The organism is Chitinophaga niabensis, assembly GCF_900129465.1.
In the GTDB taxonomy this organism is placed as follows: domain Bacteria; phylum Bacteroidota; class Bacteroidia; order Chitinophagales; family Chitinophagaceae; genus Chitinophaga; species Chitinophaga niabensis.
In genome coordinates, this window is the sequence record NZ_FSRA01000002.1 from 620639 (window position 1) to 634750 (window position 14112).

Annotated in this window: 11 protein-coding genes; 4 read left to right on the forward strand and 7 right to left on the reverse strand. The window is 46.2% G+C overall.

Translation table 11 applies throughout. The annotated features are described in order from the left end of the window. Positions 1-93: 93 nt before the first annotated feature. Positions 94-3417, reverse strand: coding sequence for a vitamin B12-dependent ribonucleotide reductase (locus BUR42_RS19445; RefSeq protein WP_074241150.1), 3324 nt, complete (start codon positions 3415-3417; stop codon positions 94-96). Between the two features lie 286 nt (positions 3418-3703). On the opposite strand from BUR42_RS19445, the gene BUR42_RS19450 reads away from it, so the two are divergent. Further along, positions 3704-4465, forward strand: coding sequence for a phosphoglycerol geranylgeranyltransferase (locus BUR42_RS19450; protein ID WP_074241152.1), 762 nt, complete (start codon positions 3704-3706; stop codon positions 4463-4465). 425 nt (positions 4466-4890) lie between these two features. Here the strand turns inward: BUR42_RS19450 and BUR42_RS19455 are convergent, their stop codons facing one another. Continuing rightward, on the reverse strand, positions 4891-5619 hold the full coding sequence (locus tag BUR42_RS19455; RefSeq protein ID WP_074243099.1) for a LytR/AlgR family response regulator transcription factor: 729 nt from the start codon (positions 5617-5619) through the stop codon (positions 4891-4893). A gap of 59 nt (positions 5620-5678) precedes the next feature. Further along, positions 5679-6710, reverse strand: coding sequence for a sensor histidine kinase (locus tag BUR42_RS19460; RefSeq protein WP_074241153.1), 1032 nt, complete (start codon positions 6708-6710; stop codon positions 5679-5681). Between the two features lie 176 nt (positions 6711-6886). Between BUR42_RS19460 and dxs the strand changes: the two genes are divergently transcribed. Genes dxs through BUR42_RS19475 form a run of 3 tightly spaced genes read left to right on the forward strand, consistent with a single transcriptional unit; the run spans position 6887 to position 11518 of the window. Beyond that, positions 6887-8815, forward strand: a complete 1929-nt coding sequence (gene dxs / locus BUR42_RS19465) for a 1-deoxy-D-xylulose-5-phosphate synthase (protein ID WP_074241155.1) — start codon at positions 6887-6889, stop codon at positions 8813-8815. A gap of 44 nt (positions 8816-8859) precedes the next feature. Further along, on the forward strand, positions 8860-9915 hold the full coding sequence (locus BUR42_RS19470; RefSeq protein ID WP_074241157.1) for a ferredoxin--NADP reductase: 1056 nt from the start codon (positions 8860-8862) through the stop codon (positions 9913-9915). A 49-nt stretch (positions 9916-9964) separates the two neighbouring features. Beyond that, positions 9965-11518 (forward strand): PAS domain-containing protein, encoded by a 1554-nt coding sequence (locus BUR42_RS19475; RefSeq protein ID WP_084185712.1) that lies wholly within the window; start codon positions 9965-9967, stop codon positions 11516-11518. Positions 11519-11520: 2 nt separating this feature from the next. Here the strand turns inward: BUR42_RS19475 and BUR42_RS19480 are convergent, their stop codons facing one another. The 4 genes from BUR42_RS19480 to BUR42_RS19495 all read right to left on the reverse strand — a co-directional run bounded on the left by BUR42_RS19480 (position 11521) and on the right by BUR42_RS19495 (position 14090). Beyond that, positions 11521-11895: a hypothetical protein gene (locus BUR42_RS19480; protein ID WP_143197522.1), complete on the reverse strand. Its 375-nt coding sequence runs from the start codon at positions 11893-11895 to the stop codon at positions 11521-11523. Between the two features lie 121 nt (positions 11896-12016). Further along, on the reverse strand, positions 12017-12730 hold the full coding sequence (locus tag BUR42_RS19485; protein WP_074241163.1) for a pirin family protein: 714 nt from the start codon (positions 12728-12730) through the stop codon (positions 12017-12019). 156 nt (positions 12731-12886) lie between these two features. Beyond that, a complete protein-coding gene (locus tag BUR42_RS19490) occupies positions 12887-13297 on the reverse strand; it encodes an OsmC family protein (protein ID WP_074241164.1) in 411 nt (136 codons plus the stop codon). Positions 13298-13562: 265 nt separating this feature from the next. After that, on the reverse strand, positions 13563-14090 hold the full coding sequence (locus BUR42_RS19495; protein WP_074241166.1) for a YceI family protein: 528 nt from the start codon (positions 14088-14090) through the stop codon (positions 13563-13565). Between the last annotated feature and the right edge of the window lie 22 nt (positions 14091-14112).

Here is a 14112-nt window from a genome sequence, read left to right on the forward strand (position 1 = left end):
CAAAGCCACTTTCGAAGGGTACTATCAAAATACTTTTTTTGCTTTACTTGTTAAACATTCCTAAACAATTGCCTAAACAATTGTAAGGTCAGATCAGCTACAACCCATGCTGTTCCCGCAATTCAGGCATTTGTAACAAGTGCCTGAACGCACAGTGATGTGCCCGCATGTGCTGCAGGCAGGTGCATCACTTTGCATACTGCGCATGTATTCCTGTGTGCTGCTCTCTCCGCTCGCAGCGGCTACAGGCTGAGGTTTCGGAGATTTTTGCCCTGAGGTATTACTTGCTGCACCAACAATTCTCATATTGGATAATTCAGGTTTCACAACGGGTTCATCCCAATCATCTTCTCCTGTATTGCCTGGTGCATCGAGTATGTGTACAAGATCAGTTCGGCCAAGGTATTCATAACCCAGCACCCTGAAAATATAATCGATCAATGAAGTGGAAGAGCGGATGTTTGGATGATCAACCATACCGGCAGGCTCAAAGCGGGTAAATACGAACTTATCTACAAACTCTTCCAGTGGCACACCATATTGCAAACCAACGGATACCGCAATGGCAAAGCAGTTCATCAGGCTGCGTAAAGTGGATCCTTCTTTTGCCAGATCAATGAAGATCTCTCCCAATGTTCCGTCGTTGTATTCGCCTGTGCGCAGGAAAATAGGTTGGCCTCCTACCTTTGCTTTCTGCGTAAATCCGCGGCGTTTGGCAGGTAATGTTTTTCTTTCTACGATCCTGGACAATGCCCGTTTCAGTGAGGTATCCGAACTAGCGATCATGCGCTTATTCAATTCCTCCAGCAATTCATCGATCGTGAGCTGATCCATATCTATGATCTGCCCGCCACCTTCTGCTGTGGTTTCTGTTGCTTCTGCTGATTTCTTCCTCTTATCTCCTTTTGTATTGAGTGGCTGGCTCAGTTTAGAGCCATCCCTGTATAAAGCACAGGCCTTAAGCCCTAATTCCCAGCTGAGCTTATAGGCATCTGCGATCTCTTCTACCGTTGCCTCGTTGGGCAGGTTGATGGTTTTGGAAATGGCACCGGAAATGAACGGTTGCGTAGCCGCCATCATACGGATGTGGCCATGTGGATGTATATAACGCTCTCCTTTTTTGCCACATTTATTAGCGCAGTCAAAAACAGGAAGATCTGCCTCTTTCAGATAGGGCGCCCCTTCTACAGTCATGGTGCCACATACATAATCATTGGCAGCTTCAATTTGCTCATCTGTGAATCCCAGTTCATGTAACAGGCTGAATTCCATGTTATAGAATTGCTCCGGTGTGAAACCAAGTCTTTGCAGGCATTCCTCACCCAGCGTATATACATTGAACACAAAGGCTACATCAAATGAGGAAGCCACAGCCGCGTCCAGCTTCCGGATCTCTTCTGCAATAAATCCTTTCTCGCTCAGTGTTTGCGGATTGATGTAAGGCGCCCCCGCAAAACTGCCTGTGCCCTTCGCATAATCCACAATGGCCTTGATCTCATGCTCTTTATACCGGAGATTGCGTAATGCGGTTGGAATAGATTGATTAATGATCTTGAAGTACCCGCCGCCGGATAATTTTTTAAACTTAACGAGCGCAAAATCAGGTTCTACGCCGGTTGTGTCGCAATCCATTACCAGCCCTATTGTTCCGGTTGGTGCAATCACGGTGGATTGTGCATTGCGGTACCCATATTTTTCACCTAACTGCACTGCATCATCCCAGGCTTTTGTAGCTGCCTTCAGTAAATTATCAGGGCAATATTTAGCATTGATCCCTAATGGTTTGATCTCCAGCCCTTCGTAAGCATCCGCCGCATCATAGGCTGCTGCCCGGTGGTTACGCATCACGCGCAGCATCTCTGTTTTGTTCTCTTCGTATTTAGGGAAAGCACCCAGGTGACTGGCCATTTCCGCTGAAGTTTTATAAGATACGCCGGTCATGATAGCTGTAATGGCACCGGCAATTCCGCGCGCCTCTTCGCTGTCGTATGCAATACCGCTTACCATGAGCATGGAACCCAGGTTGGCATATCCCAGCCCGAGTGTTCTGTACTCGTAGCTGAGCTGGGCCACTTCTTTGGAAGGGAATTGTGCCATCAGTACGGAGATCTCCAGTACTACAGTCCACAACCGAACGGTGTATTCAAAGCCCTGTACATCAAACTGGTTACTGGCCTCATCAAAGAAACGGCGCAGGTTCACGGAGGCCAGGTTACAGGCTGTATTGTCCAGGAACATGTATTCAGAGCAGGGATTGGAAGCATTAATGCGACCACCTTCCGGACAGGTATGCCATTCATTGATAGTGGTATCATATTGTGTTCCCGGATCTGCACAACGCCAGGCCGCATAAGCGATCTGGTTCCAGAGGTCCGCCGCTTTTACTGTTTTAATGGTTTTGCCATTCATGCGGGCCTTTAATTCCCAATCCGCATCTGCTTCCAGCGCATGGAAAAAGCTGTTGGGGATCCGCACGGAGTTATTGGAGTTCTGGCCGGAAACTGTTTTATATGCATCTCCTTCATAATCAGAGGAATACCCTGCGGCAATGAGTGCGGCCACTTTCTTTTCTTCTTCCACCTTCCAGTTCACGAATTCCAGGATCTCGGGATGATCCAGGTCCAGGCAGACCATTTTTGCTGCCCGGCGGGTGGTGCCACCAGATTTAATGGCGCCTGCCGCTCTGTCTCCTATCTTGAGGAAACTCATCAATCCGCTGGAGGTACCACCACCGCTCAGTTTTTCTCCGTCGCCACGTACATGGGAGAAATTGGTACCCACCCCGGAGCCATATTTAAAAATGCGGGCTTCCCTTACCCAGAGGTCCATGATCCCCCCGTCATTTACAAGATCATCACTTACACTGAGGATGAAACATGCATGGGGCTGGGGTCTTTCATATGCTGAGGTAGATCTTTCCAGTTTATTGGTACGGGGGTCCACAAAATAATGTCCCTGGGGCTTGCCTTTGATCCCATAGCTTTCATGCAGCCCGGTATTAAACCACTGCGGGGAATTAGGTACACAGGCCTGGTTAAGCATGCAGTAGGCCAGTTCTTCATAAAAGACGGAGGCATCCTGCGGGGAAGCAAAATAGCCATACCTTTCACCCCATGCACGCCAGCAATTGGTCATTCTGTGTACCACCTGTTTCACAGAGGTTTCCCGGCCAAGGGAACCATCGGGCTGGGGAACACCTGCTTTCCGGAAATATTTCTGCGCAAGGATATCAGTAGCTATCTGCGACCATCCTTTGGGAACTTCCACATTATTCATTTCAAAAACCACATCCCCGCCGGGGTTGCGGATTACAGAGGAGCGATATTCATACTCGAACTGATCATAGGGGCTAATACCCTGCTGGGTAAAGTGACGGGTGAATCTAAGGCCACCAGCCTTATTATCTTGATTTTTCATATGCCCTAGAATATTTACAGGATTAAGCAAATCGGTTTATAACTCTCTATCTACGCGGGATTACTAAAATAATTTTTAAAACCTTTCTACGCTTATTATTCTTATCCACAGGCTGTGCATAAGCAAAAAGACCGGGCCGATTAACAATCAGGGGGCAAAACGGGGAACTTGGCACTCTTTTGGTGCTATTTCAGTTGTAAAATCAATACTATGCATACTTATTTAACTATGTGCCTTATTAGAAAATAATTTATACATTTGCCACAACCGGAACAATGCAATATTAATGTATAAAAAAATATACAATTCCTTTATTGAAAGAAAGGCAAAAGGTACAAAGTCATTCGCAGTTCTGATTGATCCCGATAAGGTAACCCCTGCCGGTATTGCTGATCTGACTGCCAAATGCACTGAGGCGAAGGTTGATTATATATTTTTAGGCGGAAGTCTTGTGATCACTAACCATCTCGATGAGGTGGTGCAGCAGATCAAGGCTACCTGCTCTATTCCGGTTATCCTGTTCCCGGGTAGCCCTTCGCAGGTTTCACGATATGCAGACGCATTGCTTTACCTTTCCGTGATCTCCGGCCGTAATCCCGAATTACTCATTGGCCAGCACGTGGTTTCCGCTGCGGCAGTGAAAAAAAGTGCCCTGGAAGTGATCTCTACCGGTTACCTGGTCATTGACGGAGGTGCCCCTACCACCGTTTCCTACATTAGTAATACTACCCCCATTCCTGCGGATAAAGATGATATCGCTATGGTTACTGCCATGGCCGGCGACATGCTGGGCATGAAGGTGATCTATATGGATGCCGGCAGCGGCGCCCGTAAACCTATTACGGAAAGCATGATCCACAGAGTTGCCAGCCAGGTGGACATTCCGGTTATTGTTGGTGGCGGTATCCGCGATGCGGAAAAAGCCTACCGCAATTGTAAGGCCGGTGCAGATATTATTGTTGTTGGTAATGCCATTGAAAAAGACTTTTCCCTTATCAAGGAAATTGCTGATGCCGTACATCAGGCTCCGGTGAATGTTAATCGCTAAGTAGCTCTTATCCTGTGGGTTCCATTCTGCGGGATAAAAATCCGCACATCAAAAATTATTTACGGGAAATGCAAAAATGTATAAAATCTTCAACGAGGTTGTATATCTTAGCATCTGAATTATAGAGCTATCTATTTTTATTTTAAGTATTTAAACCAACCAGGAAGAATCCCTCGATATACCGTGAAGTAAGTCCGTGTGTTTTATGGTTCCGTTTCATTCCCTTGTATTGCTGCCTGGATGGTGACTATGTCTCCATGTCTGTTACCATAGGTAACAGCGAAACAACATTCGTAAATCTGGCCCGAAATGGCCTTTTTTCATAAGCATAATTTAGCGGGCTGTTCTTTCCAGGACAGCCCTTCTTTATAAAAAGAAAAGCAGTATGCGGGGGCATACTGCTTCTTTATTATTGAACGATGTTCTTATAAGCTCATCATTTCTTTAAACTTCACTGCCTGGCGGCGGCTCACTTCTATTTTTTCCCCTCCGCGCATTTCCAGCAGCAGGCCTCCGTTGAAGTATGTATCGATCCTTTCTATCATTCGCAGGTTCACGATGTGTTTGCGGTTAGCCCGGAAGAACACCCTTTCGTCCAGCCTTTCTTCGAGTGCGTTGAGTGATTTGAGGATGAGGGGTTTATTCGTTTCAAAATATACCCTCGCATAGTTACCCACGCTCTCAAAGAGGCGGATCTCCTGGAGCTTTACAAACCAGCAACGGTCTCCATCCTTTACAAATACCTGGTCACTTTCTCCCAGGATATTCCGGATACCGGAAGCGGCCGCCAGTCTTTCCTTTTCATCCACCTGGTGCAGTTTGTGAATGGCATCTGCCAGCCGCTTAGGTTCTATGGGCTTCAGCAAATAGTCCAGGGCATTGTATTCGAATGCCTTGAGGGCATATTCGTCATATGCCGTGGTAAATATTACCTGGGGCGTTCTTTCCAGCTCCGCCAGGAGGTCAAATCCGGTTTTATCCGGCATCTGGATGTCCAGGAATAAAAGGTCAGGCCTCAGCGTTTCTATCTTTTCCATCCCGTCTTTTGCATTCACCGCCTCTCCTACTACCACTATTTCCGGGTGATCCGCCAGGAGTTTCTTTAGTTCGCTCCGGGCCAGCCTTTCATCGTCTATGATCAATGCTTTTTTCATACTACTGTTTGCATTTTTGGTTGATGATCCTGCGTCCATGACATACAGGACGCATCTTTTTATAACAACGGCATCAGCACTTTTGCTTCAACAGTTGCTTTATCAAGGTTATAGATTTCAAATGAGGCACGTCTGCCGAACAGCAAACCCAGCCGTTGGCGGGTGCTGGCCAGGCCAAATCCGTTGCCGTTCAGGTTTTCTATGATCTGCCCGGTATTCCGGATGGTGATCTCATGCTGCATATCGTGCACATGGGAACCTATCAGGATCAGGCCGCCGTTCACTTCCCGGGAAATTCCATGTTTGATGGCGTTTTCTACAAGGGTTTGCAGCATCAGCGGCGGTATGGGTAACTCCAACGTTTCCGGGTCTATATCATATTGCACTTTAAGTCTTTCCTCAAAACGGATATTTTCTAATGCAAGATAATCTTTTACGATGCTCAATTCGTTTTCCATGCTCACAGTTTCTGCTTTATCCGCCTGCATGGAATTGCGCAGGATATTGCTTAATTCCGTGATGGCAGTACGTGCCCGGCGGGGGTTTTCATCTACCAGTGCCCTGATACTGTTGAGGGCATTGAAGATAAAATGCGGGTTCAGCTGCGATTTGATGGTCTTAAGCTCCAGGGTTCGCACAGTGGCCTCCAGCTTTAATTGCCCCAGTTGGGAATTCCGGCTCTCCTCCACATAATGCCACATGAAATAGATCACAGCCCACAGTGCCAGGAAAACCGTTTGCTGAAAGATCACCTTCAGCCAGTAATTATTAAAATCGAACTCCAGGTGGCTGGGATTGATCAGCCAGGCCAGGCAGGTCAGTAAAAAGGAGTCCAGCGCAGCACATACCAGGATACCAAAGAAAAAGTAGATGGCTACGTTCTCAAATGGTTTTTCTATCCATTTAAATTTGACGATAATTGCCCGAAAAGCGTGTGTGATAAGAATACCCAGTACCACCACCTCTAAAACGTGGATTAACATGGAGGTACCCAGGAAGTCGAAGAAGTAACCGAAGAAAAAGTAAAGAAAGGCATAAGCTCCCCACCCCAGAATCTGACACCACCAATATTTTGACAAGCGTTTAAACATCCCTGAAAAGTTAGCAAAGTCTTTCGATTAAATAAAACCTCGCGTGTCATCCAAAAGTAGTACCTGCGCCCATGGGTCTAAAAGTAATTTTTATCAATGGTGGAATAGGCATTTAAATGGGAACCCTTAAATAACTTAAAAACTTGTATTTTTGGGGCTTAAACCCTAATGCTGATATGGAAATTACGGCCGGTCAATTACTAAGCCAGATCGAATACCCTTCTGATCTGCGAAAATTGAGCAAGGAGCAGCTTCACCAGGTGTGTGACGAGCTGCGCCAGTTCATTATTGACGTGGTGAGCGTACATGGCGGACACTTTGGTGCCAGCCTGGGTGTGGTTGAGTTAACTGTTGCCCTTCACTACATTTTTAACACCCCCTATGACCAACTGGTTTGGGACGTAGGCCACCAGGCATACGGGCATAAGATCCTCACAGGCAGAAAGAGCGTTTTCCATACTAACCGTAAATACAAAGGCATCAGCGGTTTTCCGAACCGTGGAGAGAGTGAATATGACACTTTCGGGGTAGGCCACTCCAGTACTTCCATCGGTGCGGCATTGGGTATGGCCATTGCTTCCAAGAACAAAGGAGAACTGGACCGCCAGCATATTGCCGTAATTGGTGATGGTGCCATGACTGCCGGGATGGCTTTTGAAGCCCTCAACCACGCAGGGGTATCCAATGCAAACCTGCTGATCATCCTGAACGATAACTGCATGTCCATAGACCCTAACGTAGGGGCTTTGAAAGAATATCTCACAGACATCACCACCTCACATACTTATAACAAGTTCCGGGATGATGTATGGAACCTGCTCGGTAAATTGCCAGTGGGCAAAAAATTCACGCGGGACATGGCCTCCAAACTGGAAGCCAGCGTTAAAGGCATGGTGTCCAAATCCAGTAATCTCTTCGAAAGCCTGAACCTGCGCTATTTTGGCGCAATAGACGGACATAATATCACCAAACTGGTGGATACCCTGCAGGACCTGCGCGATATTCCCGGTCCCAAACTGCTGCATATTGTTACCACAAAAGGTAAAGGTTATGCACTGGCGGAAAAAGACCAAACCAAATGGCATGCACCCGGTTTGTTCGACAAGATCACAGGCGAGATCTTTAAGAAAACTATCGATACGCCGCAACCACCCAAATACCAGGATGTTTTTGGCCATACCATTATTGAACTGGCCGAACTCAATAATACCATTATGGGCATCACCCCCGCCATGCCTTCCGGATCTTCCCTCAAACTGATGATGGAAAAGATGCCGGACCGCGCCATTGACGTGGGAATTTGCGAACAACATGCCGTAACCCTCTCCGCAGGCCTTGCCACACAGGGAATGACGGTGTTCTGCAATATCTATTCTTCCTTTATGCAAAGGGCATATGACCAGGTGGTACATGATGTGGCCATCCAGAACCTGCCCGTAATACTCTGCCTGGACCGTGCAGGTCTTGTTGGTGACGATGGCGCCACCCATCATGGAGCATATGATATCTCCTACATGCGCTCCATTCCCAATATGATCGTGAGCGCGCCGATGAATGAAGAAGAGTTACGGAACCTGATGTATACCGCTCAGTTGCCTACAAATAGATCACCTTTTGTGATCCGCTATCCGCGTGGAGAAGGTGTAATGGCTGATTGGCGCAAACCTTTCACAGAGATCCGTATCGGTACCGGCCGTAAGATCCAGGATGGCCGTGATGTTGCGATCCTCTCTCTGGGCCACCCCGGTAATTTTGTGACAGAGGCCATGAAAGAACTGATGACGGACGGACTGCAGCCCGCACATTACGATATGCGTTTTGTAAAACCACTGGATACAGCAATGCTGCACGATATCTTCCAGCGTTATGATAAGGTGATCACTGTAGAAGATGGTTGCCTGCAGGGTGGGTTCGGCAGTGCCGTAATTGAATTCATGGTAGATAACGATTACAAAGCTGAAGTAAAACGTTTGGGTATTCCCGACCGTCTTGTAGAGCATGGCAAACCAGTGGAATTGCAAAGGGAATGTGGTTATGATGCTATCGGCATTGCGAACACCGTTCGTGAAATGCTCAAAAGTAAAATTACTGTTCACGCCAGCTGATAAAGGCTCTGCGGCCATCGGAATACCGGTGGCCGTTTTCCATCATGAAGGACCTGTATATACAATTACGTATTACCGCTATTATACCGGAAACCCCGGATACTTTCACTTACCGGTTTGAAGCAGTTGATGGCAAACCTGTTCTTTACCAGGCAGGCCAGTTCCTCACGTTCCTGGTCACACTGCATGGCAGGGAGATCCGCCGTTCCTATTCTTTGAGCTCCACACCCGGCATTGATCCTCATCCCGCTGTAACCATTAAAAGGGTCACGAATGGTGAGGTATCCCGTCATATCATCCGGCATTGGCAGGTTGGCGATATCGTAACTTCCTTATTACCTTCCGGCCGTTTTACCCTGGAAAGTATGCCGGACATCAAACGCGACCTCTTCCTCATAGCTGCCGGCAGTGGTATCACCCCTCTTTTCTCCATTTTGAAACATGCCCTGAAATCGGAGACGGCTGCTCATATCACCCTGATCTATAGTACCCGCAATAGTGCCAATACCATTTTCTATCAGCAGATCCTGGCCTTGCAACAACAGTATCCGGAACGCCTGACCATTTTATGGCTGTTCAGCGATCCTGAAGAGGCAACCGGGATGTTCCGCCGGATGAGTAACAGCCTGCTGGAAATGATAGCCCCCAAACATCTGAAATACGATCCCGAACTGGCACAGTTCTTCCTTTGCGGCCCTGCAGAATATATGCGCATGGTACAGTTCACCCTGGTGTTCCTGGGTTTTAACCCAGCACACATTCATAAGGAGAACTTTGTGGTGAACACAGAAGCAAAAATTGCCCGTATTCAAATACCCCAGGATACCAGTATCAAGCAGGTGTTACTTAACATGAAAGGGAAGGAACAGATATTGGAAGTGCCTGGAAATGAGAGCATACTGCATGCTGCTTTACGGCAGGATGTGCATCTGCCTTATAGTTGCAAGGGAGGTGTTTGTGGCTCCTGCATTGCAAAATGTACCGGAGGTAAGGTATGGATGTCTGTGAATGAAGTACTTACAGATAAAGAACTGGCACAGGGCTTAATCCTCACCTGCACAGGTTACGCACAAAGCGACCAGGTAACATTGGAATGGTAGAAATTGGCCAGTCCGCCAAATTTCCATAAATTGATTTCAAATTAACGCGATGAGCTATACTGCTTTAAAAGCAGCAAGTCTTTATCTCCTCCTTGGATTGGTGTGGATAAGCTGTTATAGCTGGATTTGGCTTTCTCTCGCAGCACGGTTCCCCGTAGTTAACCCCGCTTTGCTCCAGTATTTGTTGCATGCGTTCTTTATTGCCGGCTCGGCCATTTTTATTTACGTGCTCGTTAGAAAGGACTTCAGAAAGAACATTAATCATTCAGAACAGTACCGGCAGTTGTTCTATGAACATCCGGTGCCCATGTGGATCTATGAGTGGAAGACCTTGCGATTCCTGGCAGTGAACAATGCTGCTATTCAGAAATATGGATACAGCCGCGAAGAATTTCGGCGGATGAGCATCCTGGATATCCGCGATCCGTCTACCATTCCACAGATCCTGGAAGATGTAAAAAAAACGATCCAACATGTTGCTTACCGCGGCATCTGGCAGCATAGGAAAAAGAACCGGGAAATATTTGCCGTAGAGATCTATTCACATAGTACAAAGTATAGAGGACGGGATGCACGTATTGTTATGGCAATTGATGTGGATGCCGAAATCAGATCAACTATTATGGCCAAAGACATTGGAACACGGTATGAATTATTGGCCCAGGTGACCCAGGATTATATTTATTACTGGGACATCGCCACCAACCATGTGACACGCAATCACGGGCCGGCTTCCCTGTTTGGATATAAGGAAGAAGATATCCTCAATAACGGAGACTGGTGGAAGGAGAATGTACATCCGGATGATATCGGTAAAGTAATGACTTCCGTTGAACAGGCCATGCGCAATGGCGATATCAACTGGGAGGAGGAATACCGTTTCCGTTGTGCGAATGGCCAGTACAAGTATGTGAATGACCGCGGTTACATTATCTATAATGATCAGAAACAACCGGTACGGATGATCGGTGCGGTACAGGATATTGATGACAACACCCGCCAGAAACATGAGATAGAGCTACTGTCTATGGTAGCCAGTAAAACCATCAATTCCGTATTGATCACTAATGCGGCCGGTGAAATTGAATGGGTGAATGAAGGGTTTGTTGCACAAACGGGATACTCTTTAATAGAATCTCTCGGAAGACGGCCCCGGGAGCTGCTGAGCGGCCCTGCTTCCAATGAAGATACATTGCAGGAGATAGATTTAAAAATGGCCAGCAAAAAACCTTTCTCTGAAGAATATGTGAACTATAAAAAGAATGGGGAAGCTTATTGGGTAAAAATGGATGTTACCCCCATCCTTCAGGAAGACGGGAATGTTTTTAAATTCGTATCTATCCAAACGGATATTACGGAACGCAAAAAGTTTGTGAACCAGCTACAGCATCAAAATGAATTATTGCAGGAAATAGCCCGCATCAATTCACATGATATCAGGAAGCCGGTTGCTTCTATATTGGGCATTGTTTCCGTGATGGACCTGGATAAGAACGAACCTGCCCTCAACAGCCGTTTATTACAGATGTTACAGGAAAGTACAAAAGAGCTGGATGCTATGTTGTTCAAGATCCAGGATAACCTGAAAAAGATAAATGACTAAGCCTATTTGAAAGATTCAAACTGATGGAACTCCCCTTTTAATTCGTTGTGTAGTTTGTGAAAAACCTGCATACGGTCCTGCATGGTATTGAAGTCTTCAATCGGCCTGTCCTGATGGATGAAGGCAGGATTGTTGTTACCCATGCTTTTTGCCGATTGTTTGAGATCGTGACACATTTCGTCTGCAACTTCCAGCTGGCGGATAAACTGGTTTTGGAAGTGCTCGATTCCCGCCATTCTTTCCGGGTTTGCCTGGAGTGGAACTATTTCTTCCAACCTGCTGCGCATGGAACGTATGTTGTTCCTGACTTCATCAACTTCTCCTCTCCAGGTGAGGAGCTGTGCCTGCAGGTCTGATGTCTGTGTTGGTACTTCCATGATATATTGATTTAATTGAAATAAACATATCGATTTCCCTTTCACTTCTAATTTACGACACTTTTCCCTTTCAAAGCACAAACATCCGGGGATTTTATTCACCGGATGTTTGTTGTTTTTATCAGGCAACCATGGGTACATCCATTAACAAAAATGAAGCATCTTCCTGCACACTGATGTCCAGTTTATCATAATCTGAAACTGCTATGGCATCGCGGCTGTCCAGTATTTCATCTCCAACTTTCAGCTTCCCGCTGAGCACTAAAAGATAAGCGCCATTGCCATTTAATTTAGGACTATAAGTAAGGGTTTGACCTTTATCGAACTGCCCGAGAGAGAACCATGCATCCTGGTTGATCAGGAGTGTTTCTTCACTCTCTTCCGGCGCTACCACTACCTGCAGTTTATTATGCCGGTTAGCGGGATCAAATGTTTTCTGATCGTAGCGTGGTTGAATATCTTTTACCTTAGGGAACAACCATATCTGCAGGAATTTAACGGTTTCTGTTTTGGAAGCGTTAAACTCTGAGTGTTGTATACCAGTACCGGCGCTCATGATCTGCACATCATGCTGATTGATGATCTTATGCCTGCCCGTGTTGTCTTTATGTTCTAACGCACCGGATAAAGGAATACTTACTATTTCCATATTATCGTGGGGATGTGCGCCGAAGCCCATGCCGCCTTTTACAGTATCATCGTTCAGCACGCGTAATGCGCCGAAATGAATTCGTTCGGGGTTGTAATAACCTGCAAAGCTGAAGGTGTGATACGACTGCAACCATCCGTGATCTGCGAATCCGCGGGTATTTCCGCGGTGAATAACTGTTTTCATATTTAAATCCTCCTGTTTGTTTTTCTATTGCAAAGATCCTTCAAACAAGCGCTTTTATCAATGGACGAATTCGACAAAAGCATGCACTATTCCTTACAAGAACAAAGGCCGGCAGCATTGCTTTCCGGCCTTTGAAATATTTGTATGCGAGCGTGTTTACACCAGCTTTGCATCCATGGTGATCTTTGTGTTGAGCAGTTTGGAGATAGGGCAATTCTCTTCTGCATCTTTTGCATACTCCGCAAACTTTTCAGCATCCAAACCAGGTACGCTGGCAGTTACTTCCAGGTGGCTGTTTGTGATAGCGCCATTCTCAAAAGTGATGGTAGCTTTTGTATCAATGTTACCGGGAGTTAATCCTGCAGCAGAAATAACAAAGCTCAGTTTCATGGTAAAGCAACCTGCGTGTGCGGCAGCAACCAGTTCTTCAGGGTTAGTACCTGCGCCATCTTCAAAACGGCTGGTGAAAGAATAGGGGGTATTGCTCAATACACCTGTTTGGGTTGAAACTGTTCCTTTTCCTTCTTTACCGGTGCCTTTCCAATTGGCAGATGCGGATCTTTTCATGATTCAAATTTTTTATGGGTGAAATGTGAGTGATAGAGGTCTAAAATTAATGAATTATCGTAAACCCGTTGTTAATAAATAAAACCGGGCGAATTAAATCGCCCGGTTCACCTAAAACCCTAGACATTCATCTGCACTAATTCCACAAAATCTTTCATCAGGCATGCATCTCATCTGCAGTTCTTATCCTCTCACATGCTTCCAGCCTATTTTCCGTTAACCTTCTATGCCGGGTATTGGTCGGTAGTATCTATGATTGGTTTACTTATGCTTGTTTGATCATTTGCACGGCAGCGATCAGGCGCACTTCATCACTCACTACTAATCCGCCGGCTTCTGTAGTAGCCGTCCAGGTTAAACCGAAATCCTTACGGTTGATCTTGCCTGTCAGTTCAAAACCGGCTTTAGTTTGACCATAAGGGTCTACAGTCAGCCCGGTATATTCTACGTTCAGCTCAACAGGGCGGGTATTGCCACGGATCGTCAGATCACCTTTCAGTACAAAGTTTTCAGCATCTTTCTTCTTTACTTCGGTAGAAGCAAAAGTAATTTTAGGGTGGTTCGCCGCATCAAAGAAATCTTCGCTTTTCAGGTGTTCATCACGTTGTGCATTCTTGGTGCTGATGCTGCTTACGTTTGATTCGAAAGTGATCTTTGCATCACTGAAATCCTCTTTATCTCCACTGAGGGTAGCGTCGTACTCTCCGAAGTAACCGGTTACGTTAGTGATCATCAGGTGTTTTACTTTAAATTCTATTTCGCTATGTAAAGCGTCAATTTTCCAGGTTGCCATTTGTTTGCAGTTTTAATTTTTT

What these genes read in the sequence shown, in the direction of transcription:
- BUR42_RS19490 (WP_074241164.1), bottom strand. Translation starts at nt 13,297, where the DNA reads ATGAAAAGATCCGCATCTGCCAATTGGAAAGGCACCGGTAAAGAAGGA.
- BUR42_RS19485 (WP_074241163.1), bottom strand. Translation starts at nt 12,730, where the DNA reads ATGAAAACAGTTATTCACCGCGGAAATACCCGCGGATTCGCAGATCAC.
- dxs (WP_074241155.1), top strand. Translation starts at nt 6,887, where the DNA reads ATGGAAATTACGGCCGGTCAATTACTAAGCCAGATCGAATACCCTTCT.
- BUR42_RS19475 (WP_084185712.1), top strand. Translation starts at nt 9,965, where the DNA reads ATGAGCTATACTGCTTTAAAAGCAGCAAGTCTTTATCTCCTCCTTGGA.
- BUR42_RS19455 (WP_074243099.1), bottom strand. Translation starts at nt 5,619, where the DNA reads ATGAAAAAAGCATTGATCATAGACGATGAAAGGCTGGCCCGGAGCGAA.
- BUR42_RS19450 (WP_074241152.1), top strand. Translation starts at nt 3,704, where the DNA reads ATGTATAAAAAAATATACAATTCCTTTATTGAAAGAAAGGCAAAAGGT.
- BUR42_RS19480 (WP_143197522.1), bottom strand. Translation starts at nt 11,895, where the DNA reads ATGGAAGTACCAACACAGACATCAGACCTGCAGGCACAGCTCCTCACC.
- BUR42_RS19470 (WP_074241157.1), top strand. Translation starts at nt 8,860, where the DNA reads ATGAAGGACCTGTATATACAATTACGTATTACCGCTATTATACCGGAA.
- BUR42_RS19460 (WP_074241153.1), bottom strand. Translation starts at nt 6,710, where the DNA reads ATGTTTAAACGCTTGTCAAAATATTGGTGGTGTCAGATTCTGGGGTGG.
- BUR42_RS19495 (WP_074241166.1), bottom strand. Translation starts at nt 14,090, where the DNA reads ATGGCAACCTGGAAAATTGACGCTTTACATAGCGAAATAGAATTTAAA.
- BUR42_RS19445 (WP_074241150.1), bottom strand. Translation starts at nt 3,417, where the DNA reads ATGAAAAATCAAGATAATAAGGCTGGTGGCCTTAGATTCACCCGTCAC.